Below are 20052 nucleotides of genomic sequence, written 5' to 3' on the forward strand. Positions count from 1 at the left end.
ACCATTTCCAGACAAAATCCTGCCTTTCCTGCAACAATCCCTGATTTGAGCCGATATCTCCGAGGTAATGTTGCAATTTGTGCAGGATTTTTGCATAGAGGGTCTGCCCGCTTCGGTGCCTTGCCTTTTTGCTTTGGTGGAACACCAAGCCCAGTTCTTTGCCCTTACCAGTTGTTTTTGGCTATGGCAGTTCCCGCTTTGGTGGAACACCAAGCCATTCTTTACGCCTTGCCTTGCAGTTCGCGCTTTTGTGGAACACCAGCCCGTCTCCAAATTCGTGGAGACGGGCTCTCTGCTCTTCCCTCCTGCCGCGGAGGCCGTAGGGCTGACGCGGCCTCCGCAGCTGTGCTCCGGTTGCGCCTAACGCTTAAACAGCGGAGAAAACGGAATGAATGTGGAGAAGCGGAGCGTTCGCCTTTGTGTCCGGATTTTCACCGCTAAGGTAGAATAAATAAAAATCCGGACACAACAGCGATCGGAACATCATTCCGTTTTCGGAGCGTCCACCCAAGCGCCATCGCCACTCCAGCACCAGCACTCACTCCAGCTCCCGCGCACACAAAAGCCCCAAAAGCCATACGGCTCCCGGGGCTCCCCTCATCTACTTAAGACCTTTCTCCGCCACATAAGCCTCCCACTGCTTCGTCCACTCCGCCTGAATCTTCTCCAGGCCCGCCTGCTTGGCCTTCTGCATGAAGGTCTCCAGGCCCTTATCCACATCATCCACCAGTCCGGCCTCCAGCGGGAACAGGTACTGCTTCTCTACCTGCTCAAGTGCAGCCTTCTCTGCCTGATAAGAGCTGTAGTCCTCAGCGAAGCCAAGGAACAGGTCCGGCTTCTGGATTTTATCCAGCTCATCAAAGATCGCCTTGACCCCGTCAAAGCCCTTGTCGAACAGCATGAACTCCGGATTTCTCCACGCCCAGCCGTTCATGCCCTCACGGGTGAAGCCATTGGAGGTACTGGTGCCGACCAGCTTATAATAGCCGTCTTCTACCGTGTAGTTCTTGCCTTCAATGCCATATTGCGTCAGCTGATTATACCGTTTGTCGAGCACCATCTTCTGATAGAAGGCAAGCGCCCGCTCCGGGTTCTTGCTGCTCTTCGGAATAGCGAACCCGTTGTGAATCGGATGTACAGGGGTCGCATAGCCGGTAGTTAAGCCGAAAGGAGAATACGCCAGCTCCCAATCCGGATGAGTCGTGCTGATCTTCATCTTCATATCATTGAACCGGTTAGGATTGTCCCCGAACATGCTGGCCGCTTTACCTGAAGTGACCGGGTCCTGCATCGTATCCTTAATATTCAGCACATTCTTTGGAATGAAGCCTTTATCGGCCCAGCGTTTCATCATCTTCAGCTCTTCTTTTTGCTCATCGGAGCCCCAGTAGGAGTAGACCGTGGACGGAGAATCATATTTCACACCCATGCCGTACGGCAGCGCGCCGACCATTTTATGCAGCTCCGTATAGATATAATGGAGATTGTTACCCACATCGCTGTTCAGGGACATCGGCATCATATCCGGCTCGTTTTTGACAATGCCGTCCATGTAAGCCTCATAGCTGGCCAAGTCCTTGGGCTCCGGGAGATTGTATTTCTTGCGCAGATCCTCGCGGTAGACGAACCCGTTGGTTACATACTCCTTGAAGGTCGCCGGAACCGTGTAGATTTTACCGTCAACCTTAACATCCTCCCACATTTTCTCAGGGACGAACTTCTGCAGCTCAGGAGCCGCCTTCGGCAGCAGATCATCCAGTGCCAGGAAGGCACCGCGCTTCGCATAGGATTGATATTGCGTCCAGTCCGCTGTAAAAATCAGATCTATCGCCTGCCCGGAGGACAGCAGCAGCTTATACTTCTGATCCCAGTCCGTCCAGCTGGTGAAGTTGAACTTCACCGTGGCGTTCAGGTCCGCTTCAGCCATTTTGTTGACCTCCGCCTGGATGGCCGGAAGATCCTTAGGAGCATCGCCGAGCATATAGAATTGCAGCTCCACCTTCTTTGAGGTGTCAATCCCTGTATCCGCTGCCGGGGCAGCTCCCTCTGAAGCTGCTGGAGTGCCGGGATTTGCGTCTTTTCCAGTATTACCGGCGCTGCCAGTGTTGCCGTTGTTCCCCCCGCTGCAGCCGGCCAGGAGCGATAGAGCGAGCAATCCCGTTGTAAGCGTAACCAAAGATCGTCTGCCTGCTTTCTTTCTCATGAATGAACCCTCCTAAAATTTGTTGTAAGCCCACGCTTCCCCGCTGCCCTCGTGCAGTTCTCTCCCCGGAAGCATACCATCCTTGTGTGTGACTCTATGTTAGCCGATATAGCAGATGTACGGTAAGGAACAATCTGCCAGCCGGTTCTAACCTTTGACCGCTCCGATCGTCAGCCCCTTCACGAAATAACGCTGGATGAACGGATACAGGAACAGAATCGGCCCCGTGACCACAATCGCCATCGCCATCTTGGTGGATTCTGTAGGCAGATCACTGCCTAAGCTGACCCCGGTTCCCGCGCCCATATTGGCGATGAAGGAGGCCGAGTTGATGACATTGTACAAGTGGAACTGCAGCTGATACTTATGCGGATCATTAATGAACAGCGACGAGGAGAACCAGTCGTTCCAGTAAGCCAGCGCAAGGAACAGGCCTACCGTAGCAATTCCGGGCATCGAGAGCTGCAGCACAATGCGCCAGTATATTTTGAAATCCCCCGCCCCGTCAATCTTGGCCGATTCGAACAGCTCCTCCGGCACCGCCGAGCGGATGAAATTCTTCATCAGAATAATCAGGAACGGTGTCATCAGCCCCGGAAAAATCAGCGCCCCATAAGAGTCGGTCAGATGCAGATACTTAGTGATCATAATGTACCAGGGCACCAGTCCCCCGCCGAACAGGGTCGTGAAGTAAATATAGAACGAGAAGGTATTGCGGTATTTGAAATCCTTGCGGGCCAGTACATACCCGGCCATGGTCATGAAGAACAGTCCCAGCGTCGTCCCTGTCACCGTTGTGAACAGCGTCACCCCATACGCCCGCAGCACCTCATCAGGGAAGGTGAATACCGTCTTGTAGCCCTCCAGCGAGAACTGCGCCGGGATGAAATGATAACCGTCCTTGATGATGGACTCATTAGCCGTCAAGGAAGCCGAAATAATCAGCAGGAACGGAATCAGACAGGCTAAGGAGCCCAGTATAATTACCGTGTAAGCCACTCCCTGGAGTAGCCTGGTGTACGAGTCGTCTTTGATTTGCATGCTCTTTCTCTCCTTCCGCAGCTGGTTCCGCACAACCTAGAACAAGGCGTAATCGTCATTTATTTTACGGATGATATAGTTGACCGTCATGATCAGGAAGAAGCCGAACAGCGATTGGTACAGGCCGGCCGCCGTGGCCATCCCGACATCGAAGGTCACCTTGAGCGAGCGGAACACGTACGTATCCAGAATATCCGTTGTATTGTACAGCACCCCGTTATTGCCAATCAGCTGGTAAAAGAGGTCAAACTGCCCCTTCATAATACTCCCCAGCGAAAACAGCAGCAGCATGACGAAGGTTGATTTCAGCATCGGCACCGTGATATACCAGATCCGCTGAAAAATGTGGGCACCGTCAATTTTGGCCGCTTCATAATATTCCTCGCTGATGCCCGTGATGGAGGCCAGGTAGATGACCATGCTGTAGCCAAGATTTTTCCAGAGATAAAAGAGAATGATCAGGAAAATCCAGATGACCGGATTATTATAGACATCCACAGGATTCGCCCCGAACTGCGTCAGCAGCGTATTCAAGAAACCGTTATCATAATTGAACACATTGTAGACGATCACGCTTAAGATAACGAACGATACGAAGTACGGCAGGAACATGACCGACTGGGTCAGCTTCTTGAACCACTTCACCCGCAGCTCGCTGAGCAGAATCGCACAGATAATCGCCAGCACATTCCCGAGTAAAATAAAAGCCAGATTGTAGCCGATCGTATTGAGCGTCAGCTTCACCAGCGTGCCGGATTTCCAGAGGAATTCAAAGTTCTTCAGCCCCACGAAGGGAGCATCGAACAGCCCGGAATTGAAATCAAACTGCGTGAACGCATAATAGACCCCGACCATCGGAAAATACGAGTTAATTAGAAAGAACAACAGCGTAGGCAGCAGCATCAGGAACAGAATCCGGTTATGGACCAGCTCATGCACGAAGCCCTTCTTCCTTGTCTTCCGGGTGCCGGACTCAAGCTGCGGGGACAGCCCGCCCGTTCCCTTCAAGGGAAGCTGGGTGACGAGCGGTATCCCGGTCTTGCGTTTGCGGTGTCTCAAAGCCTTCACTCTCCTATGCCTATAGATAAGTTGCCGCGTCACTGGGTTCGAAGCCTCTGTCCTTGGGCCTTGATGGCCCCTGCGGCTTCGTGGAATCCAATGTATGACCTGAGTATAGAAGAAGCCTCCAGCGGCTGAACAGTGAAGCTTCGGGATATTCCTGTACTTTACGGCTAACCGCACTGTGCACTTATCATACATTTGTGCAGTAATCGCAAGTTCAACGCAAATAAGCCCCCGAAGTACTCCTTAAGGAGAAGAATCCGGGGGAATTCGGGTGGTCGCGCTGGACCTATCTATAGCCTTACGATTTAAACTTGCCTGTAATAAATTATAGGTGATATACTCTGGGAAATGTACTAATTCTCCAACCTAAACTTTCAATATCCAAACTTTCTTCAGGAGGCCAGCCCATGAACCCGCTTCTGTTCCGCATCCCTCCCCTGCCGCATTATATAGCCAGCGGCCTCAATCACTGCCAGCCCGGATATCAGCACCGGAGCCGCCAGCAGATCAAGGTATTTGACTTGCTCATTGTCCAGCAGGGATGCCTGTATATCGGCGAGGAGGAGCAGCGCTTCACAGTGAAGGCAGGCGATGCCTTGATCCTTCGCCCCGACTGCCACCACTTTGGAACCGAAGGCTGCAAGGAGGATACGGCCTATTATTGGCTCCACTTTCAGACCTTCCATGACCTGCCCGCCTTATCGGTGACAGGGTCCGCTTCCGGCAATCTGACTGAGACTTCAGGAGAGCTTCCCGCTTCTCTATTCGATATCAGCTCCTTCAATCTGGTGTTATCGCAGTTTGTTAACTTACTTCTGCCGGACAGAGCTTACGAGGTATTGGAGCAGCTCACGCAATTGCAGGCCACCGCCCACCTCGAAGCCGTCCGCTTCCGGCAGCAGCTCCTCTTCCAGGATCTCCTGCAGCAGCTGGCCGCTTCTGTGAACCCGGAGCACCGCAGCTCTCAAACCACCCTATGTGCCGAGCAGGCCGCCTCCTATCTCCGCACCCACTACCGTGAAGAGATTACAACCGCCATGCTGGGAGACAGCCTCAACTTCCATCCGGTCTATATTGCCCGTTGCATGAACAAGGTATATGGCTGTTCACCCATGGAATATCTGCTCCGCTACCGTATCGGACAGAGCAAGCTGCTGCTGATGCAGACCAGCTTCCCGATCGCCCGGATTGCCGAAGAGGTCGGCTTCAACCAATCCTCCTACTTCAGCTCCAGCTTCATGAAGCTGGAGGGGTTGTCACCGCGCGAATACCGGCAGCGCTTCTCATGAAACAGGCCATCAGCGAAGGATACGCTGATGGCCTGTTTACTTAGTGATGATTACGCCTCCGGCAATGCCGCCGTCAGCGTGAATTCGAACTCCAGCCGCTGATCGGCGGCGATCCGGTATTCCGGATGCACCGGCGCTCCCCAGCTGTCATCCCCGCCCACACCCATCTGCTGTGCCGCGAGGGTGACAACCGTGTAGTGCACCTTAGGCAGCTCATAAGCATGTGCTGCCTGCTCCAGCTCGAACGCTGTATACGGTGACAGCGTACATTCCAGCGGCTGTCCCGCAGCCGCCTGAACCTGCAGCCCATACCCCCGGCTGTCCGTGATGCTCACCTCACGGACGCCCGTCCGGTTGCCGGATTCCTGCGGCACCAGATACGGTGACGGCAGCTCCGTCACCTTACGCCGGAAGCGGGTGAGCCGCGCTCCATGTGCGCGGTCACTGTAGTTCTCTTCCGGTCCGCGGGCATACCACTCGGTGGCCTCGTAGTCTGCCGGCATCCGGAAGGATACCGCCACTACCGGCACATCCGGCAAGCCGTCTGCTCCGGTGTAGACCATCCGGACACGGACGCTGCCGTCGGCATGGACCGTGTATTCAATGCTTGCCTTCAGCTCACTGCTGATGCTGAAGGCATAGTCGAAGCTGACCGTAGCCCGGTCTGCTTTCGTGTGCAGGCTGACCGCCGTACACTGGCGGGCCAGACTGGCCGCAAACCAGCCGCCGGCATGGTACCCCAGCGCAGTCCCTTTATCATTGTCGGTCGTTGCCCGCCAGAACAGCGGAGCGGGCGGGGTCACAATCATCTCGCGCCCTCCGTAGCAGAGCGACACCAGCGAGCCCGCCTGCTTGGAGAACAGGGCGGAGAATCCCCGCCCGGTGACCCCGATATTTACATCTCCTTCAATGACGCCGAACTCCCCGGACGCAGGCAGCAGTGCCTTTTTCCCGCCTGCCGTTACCCCGGCTGCTTCAACGCGGAACACATGCTCTCCATAAGCGGTCTCGAACCCGGAATCGGCCCATAGCTCCGCTTCCTTCAGCACCAGACTGGCCGCCAGCGTATATTCTCCCGGGGCGGCTGACACATCCGGCAGTTCCAGCGGAATCTGTGATTCCTCCTGCGCGGCCACATGAATCTCCTGCTGCCCCTTGAAGATCTCCCGTCCTTCTCTCAATAACCGGAACTCCAGCAGCAGCCGCTCCGTTCCCTCGAACAGATTGCCGTTGATCACCGTCACGGCATCCCGTTCAGGAACAAGCCGGATGTTCTGGTAGAGGAACTTCACCTCCTGCATCTTCGGCGTGATCGTCCGGTCAGCGAAGACAATCCCGTTGCCGCAGAAGCTGTAGTCCGTCGGCCGGTCGTCGAAATCCCCGCCATACGCCAGATACTCTTCACCGTACCTGTCCTTGGCCACCAGCGCCTGATCGATGTAATCCCAGATGAAGCCGCCCTGATACAGCGGATACCGGTTCTCCAGCTCAATATATTTATGAAGTCCCCCGACCGAATTGCCCATAGCGTGCATGTATTCGCAGCTAATATACGGCTTATCCGGTTGATTCTCCAGGTATTCCACAATGTCAGCGGGCTTGGCATACATCCGGCTCTCCATATCACTGCTGTCATTATATTTGCGGTTATGGAAGACTCCTTCATAATGCACCAGCCGTCCACGATCAGCCTTACGGAAGTAATGAGACACCTTCAGAATAACCTCACCCGCATACGATTCATTGCCGCAGGACCAGATCAGGATCGACGGATGATTTTTATCGCGCTCCAGCATCGACACTGCCCGGTCCATGACAATCCCCTCCCACTCCGGCTTATCCCCGGGAATGTTCCAGGATGGCTCAACGGCGCCCATCTTCTGCCATGAGCCATGGGATTCCAAGTTCATCTCGTCAATCACATACACCCCGTATTCATCGCACAGCTCATACCAGAGCGTCTGATTCGGATAATGCGAGGTCCGCACTGCGTTGATATTATTCTGCTTCAGGATGATGATATCCTTGATCATATCTTCCTTGGAAATATTCCGTCCTGTACGGGGGTTGAACTCGTGGCGGTTGACGCCTTTGAACATGATCCGTTGGCCGTTCAGCAGCATTAGCTTGTCCTTCAGCTCGAACACACGGAAGCCCGCCCGCTGCACAATCGCCTCTACCAGTTCCCCGCCGCCATTCCATACAGAGATACAGACGTTATACAGGTACGGATTCTCCGCGCTCCACAGGAACACCTTGCCTGCATCCATACTCAGAGCCGCCTTGCCCGCCACTGCCCGTCCTTCTGCTTTTGCCACCACAGTCCCGGCCGCATCCTTCAGCTCCATTCTGATCACAGCTTCGGCCTCTGACGCCATGCGAAGTTCAGCCGTTAACCTGCCCTGCTCATAGGAAGCATCCAGCCCCGCCTGAATCCGCAGATCCTGTACATGCAGCTCAGGAACCGTATACAAATACACTTCACGAAAAATCCCCGAGAACCGCCAGAAATCCTGATCCTCCAGCCAGCTCCCCGTACAGCGCTGATAGACCTCAACCGCGAGCTTATTGGCTCCTTCTTGCAGATAGGGGGTCAGTTCAAATTCCGCAGGGGTGAAGCTGTCTTCACTGTAGCCGACGAAGTGCCCGTTCAACCAGACATAACAAGCCGCCTCTACCCCCTGAAAAGAAATAAAGACCGGTCCCTTCCCCATATTCTCCGGCACCTCAAAAAACTTCACGTAGCTGCCCACTGTATTACTGCTCACCGGAATCTCCGGCGGTCTTACAGCATCCAGACCGTCCCAAGGGTACATCGTATTCGCATATTGCGGCCTGCCGTACCCCTGAAGCTGGATATGACCCGGCACCTGGATGTCCCCCCAGCCTCTCGTATCAAATTCCATCTTATAGAAATTCTGCACACGGGCTGCCACATTCACTGCATAACTGAATTTCCAATCTCCGTTCAGCGAGTGGCGCAGCGCCATGGGGGCTTGTGTCTCTGCTTCCTCCATCGTTCTATAATAGCGGTGGTCCGAATGCGCTTCCAACCGCTTCACCTTAAATACAGATACATCGCTTAGCCAATCCAGACTCGGTTCATTGCCTGACATTATATGATCCTCCTTCATCTTCTTTCGGTGAATATGGCTCTTATTCTATCCCAAGTTCACGCTAGTTCCCAGTGCAGGATTACAACTTAGATGCAGTTAACTGACTTTCAGCTGGTTTTATGATTTCCAGAGGCTTCCGCTTCATTCTCCATTGAAGCAAAATAAGCAATCTTATGGTCAATCTTCCGGGCAAAGCTCTGAAAGAACTTAATCTTCTCATCGATATGCTGTTTATGCTCCTGCAGCAGCTTGCGCTGATCGGGCAGACGGTCCCTGCCTTCCTGCGAGAACGCAATGAATTGCTTAATGTCCGCTATAGCCATTCCGGTATCCTTCAGACAGCAGATTAGCGAGATCAGCTCCAGATCCTCATCATTGAAGCAACGGTTACCGTTCTCATCCCTTGCCACAACCGGCAATACACCCTCCCGTTCGTAGTAACGCAGCGTATATTGGCTCAGTCCGCTTTTTTGTGCTATGGTTTTGATACTGTATCCCATCCGTACAAGCTCCTCTCTGCCAGCCGTTGCCGGCTTCACCTATATGTAAAGGTAACACCAATCCGTTTCTATGAACAGCCACTCTATGATTCTATTGACTTACACCTAACTCTAAGGTCTAAGCTTACACTATACCTTCATTTAAGGAGTGAATAATTAATGGTAAAAAGAATTAATGTGGCTAACGGTACACTTGAGGTGTCCGAGATTTCACTCGGCTGTATGCGGATCGCTGACTTGTCTCCCAAAGAGGCTGAAGTCCATATCCACAGCGCCCTTGAGGTCGGCATAGACTTTTTTGACCATGCAGATATTTATGCCGGCGGCAAAGCGGAGGAAGTATTCGGGGATGTACTGGCTGCAAATCCCGGCATGCGCGACCGGCTGATGATTCAGGCCAAATGCGGCATCAGGAACGGCTTCTTTGACTTCTCCAAGGAGCATATTGTCAGTTCAGTAGAGAATAGCCTGAAGCGGCTGCAGACCGATTATGTAGATGTCCTGCTCCTCCACCGTCCTGACACCTTGATGGAGCCGGAAGAAGTAGCCGAAGCCTTCGATGATCTGGAGCGCAGAGGGCTGGTCAAGCATTTCGGCGTCAGCAATCAGAACCCGCTGCAGATTGAGCTGCTCAAGAAGAACGTCAAGCAGCCCCTTCTGTTCAACCAGCTTCAGCTCAGCATCATGGTTACCGGCATGATTGATGCCGGCTTCAACGTCAACATGACGAATTCCGGTTCTGTAGTCCACGATGGCGGCATCCTGGAGTACAGCCGCCTGCACGATATGACCATCCAGCCATGGTCGCCGTTCCAGTATGGCTTCTTCGAGGGCGTATTCCTCGGCAACGAGAAGTTCCCTAAGGTAAATGAAGTGATTAACCGTCTCGCCGCAGAAAAAGAGGTAACCGATACCGCCATCGCGACCGCCTGGCTGCTTCGCCATCCGGCTAAGATGCAGCCCATTGTCGGCACCACCAACACTGCCCGCCTGCTCGACATCGCCAAGGCCTCAAGCATCACCCTCAGCCGTGAGGAATGGTACGAGATTTACCGCGCCGCCGGGAATGTGCTGCCTTAAACCAGACCATCTGTATGAAAGACCCGCAAATCTCCCCTTTAGAAAGGGGTTTGCGGGTCTTTTTGTATTTGCACCCAGGGCTTCAAGCAAGTTTTATAATAGGCTCTTGCAAAAAAATTTATATCATAATACGCTTTTCACAGACATCGATGTACTTATATTTAGAAGGAGAACAAGTATGAATAACAGAATTCTAGATTTCGAGAATCTGATTAAAACAGAGTATGGTAACATTGCTGGTATTGTAGTACTGCTCGGCAGCGAAAAGGTATATGAAGGCTATTTTGACGGCTACACCGCTGACGATCCGATCCATATTGCATCGGTGACGAAGAGCGTTGTGTCTGCACTGATCGGCATTGCCATAGACAAAGGCTATATTAAAAGCATTGACCAGAAAGTATTGGAATTTTTTCCTGATTACACGGTCAAACGCGGTGAAAAAACGATACAGAATATCACAATAAAAAATATACTGACAATGACCGCACCGTATAAATACAAGTCGGAGCCATATACAAAGGTCTATACCAGCGAGGACTGGACCAAAGCTGCACTGGACTTGTTGGGTGGCAAGGACGATCCTGGAGGATTCAAGTATTCCACAATCGGCCTACAGGTCCTGTCGGGAATCCTCACCAATGCAACCGGCCAATCTGTACTTGATTTTGCCACAGAAAATCTGTTTGAACCACTGGGGATCAAAGCGCCCCCTAATGCGAATATACATTGTAAAGAAGAGTATTTGGCGTTCCTCAAAGATAAATTTGTTAATGGTTGGATCATAGATCCCAAAGGGACGAGCACCGCCGGTTGGGGACTTACCTTAACCCCCTTGGATATGGCAAAGATCGGTCAGCTATACCTAAATAAAGGTTTGTGGAACGGCAAGCGAATGCTATCCGCAAAATGGATCAAGGACAGTACCCAAGAAAACAGCCGATGGGGAGAGGTACCTTACGGGTATTTATGGTGGATTGTTAACAATGAGGGACAAGGTTGTTATGCGGCTTTGGGCGACGGAGGAAATGCGATTTACGTAAATCCCGACAAGAAAATCGTAGTTACGATTGCTTCGCGTTTCATGCCGCGTGCGAAGGACAGAATTGAATTAATTACAAAGTATATCCTACCGTTGTTTGAGCCGACAAAGGAGTAACCGACATCGCCCTCAGCCACGAGGAATGGTACGAGATTTACCGCGCTGCCGGGAATGTGCTGCCTTAACGAAGATAACAGCAAAACACCACCAGCTTTAGACGAGTCTAAAGCCTGGCGGTGTTTTTTTAACTACCTCTCGGTTGGACTTTCTTTTTTACCCATCCTATAAATTCCGATCCAGGCTACCATTAATACGATCTGAGCCAGAACGACCAGCCACAACACTTCTGTGAAACCTCCTATGAGGCAAAATATAGTGTTAACCAGGGGGAACCCTACGAAAGTAAACATGATCGGAAAATCTTTTTTGGGAGTGATTGAATAGTTAGCCTTCCGGTCCCAGAACTTTGTGAAAGCTAATGCTAAAACTCCGATTGTAATGACAGAAAGTGCAATCAACATCACCCATTGCATATTAGATTCTCTGGCGAAGAACGGACCCATGTAATTAAAGAAGTTGGATAAAGGGGAGAACATACAAGCCAATGACGCAAGGGCCGCCAAAAACGGATAGATATAACCCACGGTTTTACTATAGCCTTTCTTTTTATGCCACCATTCACCAATTAGAATAAAGACGGTCCAATATCCGGCGATATAAATCCATCCTGTAAAATTCATCACGGGTTCCCCATAAATTTGAGGTTCACCGGCCAGCGGATAATAAGTCCATCTTGCAATGGTTCCATCCATGGTCTCAAAAATCTGTTTAACGGCCACCGGGTCGAGTGAAAAGTCAAACACCATCGCACTTAATCCCGTAATAAACGGTTTCGTCCAAGACGGTATATTTACAGAATTTAGCACACGCAAGGTGGAATAAATAATCAGGAACTCAATAATAGGGACAGTAATTGGTATGTTAAACAACATTAAAATACTGCGCCCATAGGCGTAGAAACCTTCCCCAAGCGATGAAGCAGTAATTTCAAAAACGGCGGCGTAAAAAAACACAAAACCTATAAATTGCAGTAAAACCGTTTTGGGATGTGTTTCCTTATCAAGGATATAGAACACCATTAGGACAGCAGCAATTAAGACAAGAATGTCTTGAATAACCCATACAGGCACTACAGTTATACTACCCATTTTCTTCCTCCAATTAATTTTATTTGAATCGAATGTTTAAATAAATTATAATATTATCATGTTAGTTAAACAACAGTCTGTTCGTTTGGATTATGTTAGTTATTATACAATTCATATTAGATTTGTTCATTTACTATTTTATTATTTTAAATTGGGAGGATAATATGGAAGACAAAAAAACAGATCACAGAGTGAGATATACAAAAATGGTTATCAAAGAAAGCTTGTTGAAGCTGCTGACAGAGCGGTCTATCAATAAAGTTACCGTGACCGACATTTGCAGCGAAGCAGGGATTAACCGCAACACCTTTTATTCACACTATGCCAATCAGTTCGAGCTTCTTTCTACGATCGAAAATGATCTTTACGAAGACATTAAGCAAGTTGGGATGAGTTCGTCCAATCCTCAAAAGCTATCTTATGAATTATGTAAGTATATAAAAGCGAATAAAACGATATGTGAGGTTCTATTCTCGGAGCACGGCGATAAAGAACTATTAGAAAGAATCCTTTATATCAGTCACGATCTAACGATTGAGCGATGGAAACAGGAATTAAAATATTTTGATCCGCAATTATTTGAGTCCTGGTATACGTTCACTGCTCATGGCAGTATAGCCATTATTAAAAAGTGGGTCAGTAGCGGTCTGAAGGAAAGCCCGGGTAAGGTTGCAGCTTTTATTGATAAAGCGACCGAGGCAGTATCCAAAGCATTTTATGCAGAGGAATTATAAATCATAAAAAATGAAGCGGTCCCTCTTTGTTGAAGGCCGCTTCTCTTTTTCCCAATATTCATTTTCTTCCTGTTCATTCCGATTGATCTGATTGATCCTTTGCTTGTTGTTGTATAAGTGCGGCCTCTTGAGCGGAAAGCTCATTTAAAGTTGTAAAAAAGGGTTCAATCGGTACCATTACACCACAGGTTGAACCTAATCCCAACATCAATCTGAGATAGAATTGAACCTTCCTTTTCTCCCTGGCAATCTGCTGTAATTCGGACATGTCCGGGTTTTTCTTCTTCATCAGCCGATGCTTCCTTCCATTTCAATCTGTAGTGTCCTCATTCTCCGATCCTTCCCTTGCGTAGTATTTTTCAGCACGCGCCAACAGATCACCCATGAATTTCCCGATCGTCTGTAACTCAGTCTCTGAATAAGAGTCAATGAACTGGTAAAAGCTCTCTTCTTTCTCCTGATGCATCTGTTGGTGCAGTTGATATACCTGTCTTCCCTTATCCGTTAGAGTGAAATAACTTTCCTTCCGGTTGTTGTTCATTTGATTTCTCACAATGAAACCCATCTCCAATAACTTTGAACTAATATTTGTAATACTTGCTTTGGACAGATTCATTCTTTTAGTAATTCCGGTATGGTTAATGGGCTCATGATCACCAATGCAATCAATAACATGTACACTGGTAATATTATTGGAGAGCATATCAATCTGAAGCTTGTGGGCTTGCTCCCGAAACACGTTAATTTCATGTTCTGTATATAATTCGTTCAAATGCAGCATTCTGATATATTGCCCGTAAAGGTGACCTTTAGCATGATTTGGAAACTCCAATTTATTTCTCTCCTCTCATGTATTTAGTTGCAGACCTTATTCGATGCAGCGATAGATTCTTCTTCTTTTTTTGTTCAGCACTGAACAAAATCATATTAGCATGATTGATATTGATAATCAATATCATTTTCATCTTTTCAAGCCAAAGGTAATCTGCTATAATTCAACCAAAGTACCAAACATCCTACGTTTGCAAAGGAATGATTCGATTGTTAGCTCAGACTCAACGTTTAACCTTGGTGGAACAGGTAGCCTACCAGATCCAGGAGAAGATCGAAAGCAGCGAATGGCAAGTTGGGACACGTATTCCTCCAGAGCCCGAGCTAATGGAGCAGCTTCAAGTCAGCCGTAATACCTTGAGGGAAGCCATTCGGGCTCTAACCTATGCAGGTCTGCTGAAGACCAGGCAAGGGGATGGGACTTATGTCTGCTCCTCGAGCGTTTTGGGGTCAGTGATTAGAAAAGTGATTCAGCATACCGATAGGCTTGAGAGCCTGGAGGTCCGCTATGCACTAGAAAGAGAAGCTGCTGCCCTGGCGGCGCTCAGGAGAGGCGAGGAAGATTTGGAGGCACTGCGGGCATGCCTGGACCAATGCAGACAAGCAGCCGGCCGGCAGGATCTCGAAGCTTATGCCCATTGGGATGTGGAGTTTCACAAGATGGTGATTGCTGCATCACATAACCAATTGATGGCCAACTTGTACAATCATATCTCCGAGGCGCTTCAGAGCATGGTTTTGGAAATGAAGTATTTTAAACATGTGGATTTTTATCTCGACTCTCATGCCCTGCTCTATCAAGCTATTGCCAATCAGGATAGTCATCAAGCTGAAGAGGCTGTACGTTTATACATTGACAAGGCCCGTACACAGGAGGAACATCTATGAGTTCATCAGAACAATTGTTAAACCAACAGGATGGAAATGGAATGTCGGGCACCGGCATTCGCAAGCAAGCAACACTCTGGTTCATGGTCATAGGAATTATTTTTATCGCAGCGAATTTGCGCGCTCCCCTCACATCCGTAGGACCCTTGGTCAGTCTTATTCGGGACAACGTGCATATTTCAAATACATTAGCAGGCCTGATTACCACCGTTCCACTAATCGCATTTGCCTTGTTATCACCTTTTGTGCCGAAATTAGGACATAAATATGGGGTAGAACGAATGATCCTGGTTTCCCTTATTTTTTTGGTCACCGGTATTGCTATCCGGTCGTTATCTGGAGCAGTGACCTTGTATGTGGGAACAGCAATTCTAGGATTTGCTATTACGATATGTAATGTATTACTTCCCAGCCTGATCAAACGGGAATTTCCGCAGCAACTGGGTACGATGACGGGGGTTTATTCGGTTTCGATGAATCTGTGCGGGGCAATCGCTTCCGGGATCAGTGTTCCCTTAGCTGTGGGGGCAGGCTTGAGCTGGCAAGGGGCCTTGGGAATATGGGGGATACTCAGCGTGATCTCCATTCTCTTCTGGATACCGCAGCTCAAGACTCCAGTGAAACCAGCCGCTGCTGCTGGCAGTGCAGCTAACAATCGTCAGGTTAATATCTGGCGCTCTCCACTCGCTTGGCAGGTGACTCTATTTATGGGAATACAATCGGCCATTTTCTATGTGCTGGTGGCCTGGCTGCCTGAAATCTTGAAAGATCAAGGCATCAGTTCAAGTCAGTCGGGCTGGTTTCTCTCGGTTCTGATTATGGCTTCGCTCCCCTTTGCCTTTATCGTTCCTGTGATGGCAGGCCGTATGTCTAACCAGCGGTTGTTAGTGGGGATTACAACCATTCTGCTTTTGATTGGAACCCTAGGACTTCTCTATAGCAGTATCCATCTGCTTCTGCTTTGGGTGATTATTCTTGGAATTGGATCGGGCTTTGCCTTTGGCTTGTCCATGATGTTCTTCGGCTTGCGTACCCAAAGTGCCCACCAGGCGGCCGATTTATCGGGCATGGCCCAATCCATCGGATATCTGCTGGCAGCTACCGGCCCGGCGCTGATTGGATACTTGCATGATGCCAGTCATAGTTGGGGCGCTCCACTTCTGATATTAGTCGGCGCGTCTGCTCTCCTCGGCATCGTTGGTCTCGGTGCGGCCAGAAATCAATTCGTGGGTTCGTCGAATGATCGGCGCGCAAAAAATTAAAAGATTGTCGGTACCATTCCCCCATCTATTCGGATCGGGGATCCTTTGAAGGCGGAGGCCATGGGACTGCACAGGAAAGCAGCCAACCGGCCAATCTCCACTGGTCGGATAAACCGCCCGATTTCGGATTGAGGCAGGTTCTTGGTCATAAAGTCCTTCTCTTTAGCCTCGAACGTCATCTCTTCTTTCGAATATATACTCTCGATGATTTTAAGCACATTCTCGGAGAGGGTCGGTCCCGGCAGGATCGTGTTCACTGTAACTTCGGCGCCACGGGTCAGCTTGGACAAGCTCTTGGACAATGACAACAGCATGGATTTGGTCACACCGTATTGAGGCATCTGTCCTGAAGGCATTACGGCTTCCTCACTCGCGATGAAGATAATACGGCCATATTCACGACTCAGCATGGAAGGCAAATAAAACTTGGTTAAGGCGTTGGCGGCAAGAAAGTTTGTGCGGAAGTACTTCTCCCAAACGGCATCGTCTACGTAGTCATAGGACATGATCTCATAGATGCCCATGCTGTTGACCAGGATATCGACGTGGGGAAAACTTGCGAATAAAGCTTCTCTTTGCCGCGAATCGATGAGATCAGCGGTTGCATTCCGCGGTTCCGTTTCCGGGAACGCTGCTTGAATCTCAGCTACCGTACGCTCTACGTCATCATTGTTGCGTCCATTTATGAGAACATGAACACCTTCCCTGGCAAGTTCACAGGCGATCGCTTTTCCTATGCCTTTAGTTGATCCCGTTACTAAAGCTGTCTTGTTCTTTAATCCCATATCCATCTGTCTGCACTCCTTGTGTCTAAGATAGGGATCATATTACATCGTTTCGTCTACTCGGTAACTAGCATAGAGCGCCAATTATCTTGCGTGACGCGCCAATTGGCAGGAGTCTCCCCTGTCCATGCGCGAAAAGCGCGATAAAACGAATTTTGGTCCTCGTAGCCAATAAGAAAAGCGACCTCTTTGATCTCCAATGCAGGGTCTGCCAAGTAAGCAACGGCCATCTCCCGCCTCGTTTTCGCCAGCAGCTGCTTGAAGCTCCCGCCTTCTTCCGTCAGCCTGCGCTGTAAGGTACGCTCGCTCATCCCCAACTCGGAGGCTACGGAGTGGATATCGATTTTCCCTTGAGTCAGGCACCGTGAGAGAATCCACTGCACCTTAGTGCTCATTGTGAGCTGGCTCTGTCGCTCTTCCAGCGTACGATCCAAGGAGGGGGTCAGAATCTCAAGAAGTTCTTCATTGTACGACGTGAAGGGGCGATCCAGATCTTCGCGATTAAGCGTTAGCTGATTGCGCTCCGTCCCCGTCCGTACTCGACAGCCGAAGTAACCTTCAAGGGCTTGAACGTCGCCCATATAGTTAATGAATTCTACGGAATGTGCCTTAAGGAAACGGCCGGTTCCCCGGCGTCCGAGCTCAAGCAGGTAGGCGAGCGTAATGCCGACAAGCACCGGCGGTCCGGATAGCTCGGCATGCTGCCATTCCAATTCAATCGAATATAGCTCGCCTTCTTCCTGAATCCTCAAGTTTTCCGGGGGGCACAATTGCTTATAGCGCGCCATTCGGTTCAGCGCGTCCCGGTAATTGCGAGCGTGAAAGGTCGCCAAAGCAGCCGGCGGATATTGAGTTGTCTTGTATGCGGCCGCAAGCTTGACGATTCCCGTAGCGATGTCTCCGACTAGTTCGGAATAGGCTAGCCAGATCGAATAATATTGGGCGGTCGTGACTACCGGTTCGGTGATGATGGTTAGCGGCAGGCATGCCTTGCGTGCTACATCAATAGGTTCTACCCCTATTCCCTTCAGGCTGGTCCAGAAACCGGGCGCGATCTTAATACGGTCTGCGAAAGGGGCATTCATGGCTGTCGACCTCCAAGAACTAATTTCAATTGCAATGATCCACCAATCGTAGATCATTGATTCTTCTGATTATAGCCGATCGAAATAATAAGATCGGTGCAATAAATATAAAAAAGCTCATTAGAATTATTCTCTAATGAGCTGTCTGTTATTAATTTGATACCGGCGAGAGGACTCGAACCTCCACGGTTTCCCACTCGATTTTGAGTCGAGCGCGTCTGCCATTCCGCCACGCCGGCGTACTACATATATAATTCCAAAAAAATAATGGAGGTGCCACCCAGATTTGAACTGGGGATAAAGCTTTTGCAGAGCTTTGCCTTACCACTTGGCTATGGCACCACATGAAATGGAGCGGACGACGGGAATCGAACCCGCGACCCTCGCCTTGGCAAGGCGATGCTCTACCGCTGAGCCACGTCCGCATATAATGGCTGGGGATATAGGAATCGAACCTATGAATGACGGAGTCAAAGTCCGTTGCCTTACCGCTTGGCTAATCCCCAACATCTTATTAAATAAAAATGGGGCGACTGATGGGTCTCGAACCCACGAATGCCGGAACCACAATCCGGTGCGTTAACCCCTTCGCCACAGTCGCCATATGAAGCTTTTAAGTTGTATTGCTATGTAATTCTTATAAAAGAAATGGGGCGACCGATGGGTCTCGAACCCACGAATGCCGGAACCACAATCCGGTGCGTTAACCCCTTCGCCACGGTCGCCATATGATTCTTTTATATGAAATTACTTGGCAGGGGCAGCAGGAATTGAACCCACACCAACGGTTTTGGAGACCGTTGTTCTACCTTTAAACTATGCCCCTAAAAAATGGTGGAGGCTGATGGATTCGAACCACCGAACACGTACGTGAGCAGATTTACAGTCTGATGCGTTTGGCCACTTCGCTAAGCCTCCACGGTATGGTGCCGGCGAGAGGACTTGAACCCCCAACCTACTGATTACAAGTCAGTTGCTCTACCAATTGAGCTACACCGGCATATTAAGTTGTGTATGGTGGCGCGGGAGGGAATCGAACCCCCGACACAAGGATTTTCAGTCCTTTGCTCTACCGACTGAGCTACCGAGCCATAAAAGTAATTTTGTAAAGATGGCGGAACAGGGCGGGATACTCTTCACTCCGTTACGAGATTGCGAAGTATTCCTTACGATGCCTATGCTTCAACGAACCCAGGGAATTCTCATCCCTTAAGCCATTAAAAATGGCGGAACCGACGGGATTCGAACCCGCGATCTCCTGCGTGACAGGCAGGCATGTTAGGCCAACTACACCACGGTTCCAAATTAAAAGTACTTATGGGGTCCCCGGAAAGTATTCGGAATATGCTACAGAGCATCTCTTCACTTTGTGGGGATTAATTGCGGGGGCAGGATTTGAACCTGCGGCCTTCGGGTTATGAGCCCGACGAGCTACCGGGCTGCTCCACCCCGCGTCATTGTACAAAATCTATTCGGTTAAGATAGATGGTGGAGGCTGAGGGGTTCGAACCCCCGACCCTCTGCTTGTAAGGCAGATGCTCTCCCAGCTGAGCTAAGCCTCCATATATGACTCTCTCTTCCCGTCATTCAAAGAAGAAATTGGTGACTCGTATGGGATTCGAACCCATGTTACCTCCGTGAAAGGGAGGTGTCTTAACCCCTTGACCAACGAGCCATGCTATACAGTTATTTCCTTTCCCTTTTCAGGGAGGTAACGCTACGGAGAGAGAGGGATTCGAACCCTCGAGACGCTTGTGGCGCCTACACGATTTCCAATCGTGCTCCTTCGGCCAAACTCGGACACCTCTCCATATGGCTCCCCGAACAGGACTCGAACCTGTGACAACTCGATTAACAGTCGAGTGCTCTACCAACTGAGCTATCAGGGAATATACATATCAAGCTTGATCGCCTGAAAACTGA

General features: G+C 50.0%; 16 protein-coding genes and 16 tRNA genes. 6 read left to right on the forward strand and 26 right to left on the reverse strand.

The window, feature by feature from the left end; all coding sequences use genetic code 11:
- Window positions 1-601: 601 nt before the first annotated feature.
- From MKX51_RS26250 to MKX51_RS26260, 3 genes are all read right to left on the reverse strand, one after another.
- Window positions 602-2203 carry an extracellular solute-binding protein gene (locus tag MKX51_RS26250; protein ID WP_340994440.1) on the reverse strand — a complete coding sequence of 534 codons (1602 nt, stop codon included), beginning with the start codon at window positions 2201-2203 and terminating at the stop codon, window positions 602-604.
- Window positions 2204-2350: 147 nt separating this feature from the next.
- Window positions 2351-3244 (reverse strand): carbohydrate ABC transporter permease, encoded by an 894-nt coding sequence (locus MKX51_RS26255; protein WP_036700398.1) that lies wholly within the window; start codon window positions 3242-3244, stop codon window positions 2351-2353.
- Between the two features lie 36 nt (window positions 3245-3280).
- A complete protein-coding gene (locus MKX51_RS26260; protein WP_235192047.1) occupies window positions 3281-4147 on the reverse strand; it encodes an ABC transporter permease in 867 nt (288 codons plus the stop codon).
- 569 nt (window positions 4148-4716) lie between these two features.
- Between MKX51_RS26260 and MKX51_RS26265 the strand changes: the two genes are divergently transcribed.
- Window positions 4717-5598: an AraC family transcriptional regulator gene (locus tag MKX51_RS26265; RefSeq protein ID WP_340994441.1), complete on the forward strand. Its 882-nt coding sequence runs from the start codon at window positions 4717-4719 to the stop codon at window positions 5596-5598.
- A 50-nt stretch (window positions 5599-5648) separates the two neighbouring features.
- On the opposite strand, the gene MKX51_RS26270 is transcribed toward MKX51_RS26265, so the two are convergent.
- Window positions 5649-8714: a glycoside hydrolase family 2 TIM barrel-domain containing protein gene (locus MKX51_RS26270; protein WP_340994442.1), complete on the reverse strand. Its 3066-nt coding sequence runs from the start codon at window positions 8712-8714 to the stop codon at window positions 5649-5651.
- Window positions 8715-8821: 107 nt separating this feature from the next.
- Complete coding sequence (locus tag MKX51_RS26275) at window positions 8822-9214, reverse strand: MerR family transcriptional regulator (protein WP_340994443.1); 393 nt, start codon at window positions 9212-9214, stop codon at window positions 8822-8824.
- A 159-nt stretch (window positions 9215-9373) separates the two neighbouring features.
- Between MKX51_RS26275 and MKX51_RS26280 the strand changes: the two genes are divergently transcribed.
- Together MKX51_RS26280 and MKX51_RS26285 are read left to right on the forward strand one after the other, a co-directional pair.
- Window positions 9374-10294, forward strand: a complete 921-nt coding sequence (locus MKX51_RS26280; RefSeq protein ID WP_340938084.1) for an aldo/keto reductase — start codon at window positions 9374-9376, stop codon at window positions 10292-10294.
- 178 nt (window positions 10295-10472) lie between these two features.
- Window positions 10473-11453: a serine hydrolase domain-containing protein gene (locus MKX51_RS26285; RefSeq protein WP_340994444.1), complete on the forward strand. Its 981-nt coding sequence runs from the start codon at window positions 10473-10475 to the stop codon at window positions 11451-11453.
- A gap of 131 nt (window positions 11454-11584) precedes the next feature.
- Here MKX51_RS26285 and MKX51_RS26290 read toward each other — a convergent pair whose 3' ends face one another.
- The gene (locus tag MKX51_RS26290) at window positions 11585-12544 is read right to left on the reverse strand and encodes a carotenoid biosynthesis protein (protein ID WP_340994445.1); all 960 of its coding nucleotides are present in this window, start codon (window positions 12542-12544) and stop codon (window positions 11585-11587) included.
- A 164-nt stretch (window positions 12545-12708) separates the two neighbouring features.
- On the opposite strand from MKX51_RS26290, the gene MKX51_RS26295 reads away from it, so the two are divergent.
- On the forward strand, window positions 12709-13278 hold the full coding sequence (locus tag MKX51_RS26295) for a TetR/AcrR family transcriptional regulator (RefSeq protein WP_340994446.1): 570 nt from the start codon (window positions 12709-12711) through the stop codon (window positions 13276-13278).
- Window positions 13279-13351: 73 nt separating this feature from the next.
- On the opposite strand, the gene MKX51_RS26300 is transcribed toward MKX51_RS26295, so the two are convergent.
- Entirely contained in the window at window positions 13352-13567 is a 216-nt protein-coding gene (locus MKX51_RS26300) for a hypothetical protein (protein WP_340938080.1), read from the reverse strand.
- 21 nt (window positions 13568-13588) lie between these two features.
- Entirely contained in the window at window positions 13589-14110 is a 522-nt protein-coding gene (locus tag MKX51_RS26305; RefSeq protein WP_340994447.1) for a MarR family transcriptional regulator, read from the reverse strand.
- Between the two features lie 209 nt (window positions 14111-14319).
- Here MKX51_RS26305 and MKX51_RS26310 point away from each other — a divergent pair, with 209 nt between their 5' ends.
- The gene (locus MKX51_RS26310; protein WP_340994448.1) at window positions 14320-14997 is read left to right on the forward strand and encodes a FadR/GntR family transcriptional regulator; all 678 of its coding nucleotides are present in this window, start codon (window positions 14320-14322) and stop codon (window positions 14995-14997) included.
- Entirely contained in the window at window positions 14994-16259 is a 1266-nt protein-coding gene (locus MKX51_RS26315; protein WP_340994449.1) for a CynX/NimT family MFS transporter, read from the forward strand. The genes MKX51_RS26310 and MKX51_RS26315 overlap by 4 nt, the downstream gene beginning before the upstream one ends.
- Here the strand turns inward: MKX51_RS26315 and MKX51_RS26320 are convergent.
- From MKX51_RS26320 to MKX51_RS26405, 18 genes are all read right to left on the reverse strand, one after another.
- The gene (locus tag MKX51_RS26320) at window positions 16256-17050 is read right to left on the reverse strand and encodes an SDR family NAD(P)-dependent oxidoreductase (RefSeq protein ID WP_340994450.1); all 795 of its coding nucleotides are present in this window, start codon (window positions 17048-17050) and stop codon (window positions 16256-16258) included. The two genes, MKX51_RS26315 and MKX51_RS26320, sit on opposite strands and share 4 nt — an antisense overlap.
- 50 nt (window positions 17051-17100) lie before the next feature.
- A complete protein-coding gene (locus MKX51_RS26325) occupies window positions 17101-18129 on the reverse strand; it encodes a helix-turn-helix transcriptional regulator (protein WP_340994451.1) in 1029 nt (342 codons plus the stop codon).
- Window positions 18130-18289: 160 nt separating this feature from the next.
- Window positions 18290-18368: transfer RNA gene (locus MKX51_RS26330), tRNA-Leu, on the reverse strand.
- Between the two features lie 29 nt (window positions 18369-18397).
- A tRNA-Cys gene (locus MKX51_RS26335) sits at window positions 18398-18471 on the reverse strand.
- 8 nt (window positions 18472-18479) lie between these two features.
- Window positions 18480-18554 (reverse strand) — tRNA-Gly (locus MKX51_RS26340).
- Window positions 18555-18560: 6 nt separating this feature from the next.
- Window positions 18561-18635 (reverse strand) — tRNA-Gln (locus tag MKX51_RS26345).
- Window positions 18636-18654: 19 nt separating this feature from the next.
- Window positions 18655-18730 (reverse strand) — tRNA-His (locus MKX51_RS26350).
- A gap of 48 nt (window positions 18731-18778) precedes the next feature.
- Window positions 18779-18854 (reverse strand) — tRNA-His (locus tag MKX51_RS26355).
- A 27-nt stretch (window positions 18855-18881) separates the two neighbouring features.
- Window positions 18882-18955: transfer RNA gene (locus tag MKX51_RS26360), tRNA-Trp, on the reverse strand.
- A 6-nt stretch (window positions 18956-18961) separates the two neighbouring features.
- A tRNA-Tyr gene (locus MKX51_RS26365) sits at window positions 18962-19047 on the reverse strand.
- A 6-nt stretch (window positions 19048-19053) separates the two neighbouring features.
- Window positions 19054-19129, reverse strand: a tRNA-Thr gene (locus tag MKX51_RS26370).
- Between the two features lie 15 nt (window positions 19130-19144).
- A tRNA-Phe gene (locus MKX51_RS26375) sits at window positions 19145-19220 on the reverse strand.
- Between the two features lie 133 nt (window positions 19221-19353).
- Window positions 19354-19431 (reverse strand) — tRNA-Asp (locus MKX51_RS26380).
- 78 nt (window positions 19432-19509) lie between these two features.
- A tRNA-Met gene (locus MKX51_RS26385) sits at window positions 19510-19583 on the reverse strand.
- A 32-nt stretch (window positions 19584-19615) separates the two neighbouring features.
- A tRNA-Val gene (locus tag MKX51_RS26390) sits at window positions 19616-19691 on the reverse strand.
- A gap of 38 nt (window positions 19692-19729) precedes the next feature.
- Window positions 19730-19804 (reverse strand) — tRNA-Glu (locus tag MKX51_RS26395).
- 45 nt (window positions 19805-19849) lie between these two features.
- Window positions 19850-19939: transfer RNA gene (locus MKX51_RS26400), tRNA-Ser, on the reverse strand.
- A gap of 3 nt (window positions 19940-19942) precedes the next feature.
- A tRNA-Asn gene (locus MKX51_RS26405) sits at window positions 19943-20018 on the reverse strand.
- Between the last annotated feature and the right edge of the window lie 34 nt (window positions 20019-20052).

Origin of the sequence: Paenibacillus sp. FSL M7-0420 (assembly GCF_038002345.1) — a bacterium.
GTDB lineage: Bacteria > Bacillota > Bacilli > Paenibacillales > Paenibacillaceae > Paenibacillus_AQ.

What these genes read in the sequence shown, in the direction of transcription:
- MKX51_RS26250 (WP_340994440.1), bottom strand. Translation starts at nt 2,203, where the DNA reads ATGAGAAAGAAAGCAGGCAGACGATCTTTGGTTACGCTTACAACGGGA.
- MKX51_RS26255 (WP_036700398.1), bottom strand. Translation starts at nt 3,244, where the DNA reads ATGCAAATCAAAGACGACTCGTACACCAGGCTACTCCAGGGAGTGGCT.
- MKX51_RS26260 (WP_235192047.1), bottom strand. Translation starts at nt 4,147, where the DNA reads ATGCTGCTGCCTACGCTGTTGTTCTTTCTAATTAACTCGTATTTTCCG.
- MKX51_RS26265 (WP_340994441.1), top strand. Translation starts at nt 4,717, where the DNA reads ATGAACCCGCTTCTGTTCCGCATCCCTCCCCTGCCGCATTATATAGCC.
- MKX51_RS26270 (WP_340994442.1), bottom strand. Translation starts at nt 8,714, where the DNA reads ATGTCAGGCAATGAACCGAGTCTGGATTGGCTAAGCGATGTATCTGTA.
- MKX51_RS26275 (WP_340994443.1), bottom strand. Translation starts at nt 9,214, where the DNA reads ATGGGATACAGTATCAAAACCATAGCACAAAAAAGCGGACTGAGCCAA.
- MKX51_RS26280 (WP_340938084.1), top strand. Translation starts at nt 9,374, where the DNA reads ATGGTAAAAAGAATTAATGTGGCTAACGGTACACTTGAGGTGTCCGAG.
- MKX51_RS26285 (WP_340994444.1), top strand. Translation starts at nt 10,473, where the DNA reads ATGAATAACAGAATTCTAGATTTCGAGAATCTGATTAAAACAGAGTAT.
- MKX51_RS26290 (WP_340994445.1), bottom strand. Translation starts at nt 12,544, where the DNA reads ATGGGTAGTATAACTGTAGTGCCTGTATGGGTTATTCAAGACATTCTT.
- MKX51_RS26295 (WP_340994446.1), top strand. Translation starts at nt 12,709, where the DNA reads ATGGAAGACAAAAAAACAGATCACAGAGTGAGATATACAAAAATGGTT.
- MKX51_RS26300 (WP_340938080.1), bottom strand. Translation starts at nt 13,567, where the DNA reads ATGAAGAAGAAAAACCCGGACATGTCCGAATTACAGCAGATTGCCAGG.
- MKX51_RS26315 (WP_340994449.1), top strand. Translation starts at nt 14,994, where the DNA reads ATGAGTTCATCAGAACAATTGTTAAACCAACAGGATGGAAATGGAATG.
- MKX51_RS26320 (WP_340994450.1), bottom strand. Translation starts at nt 17,050, where the DNA reads ATGGATATGGGATTAAAGAACAAGACAGCTTTAGTAACGGGATCAACT.
- MKX51_RS26325 (WP_340994451.1), bottom strand. Translation starts at nt 18,129, where the DNA reads ATGAATGCCCCTTTCGCAGACCGTATTAAGATCGCGCCCGGTTTCTGG.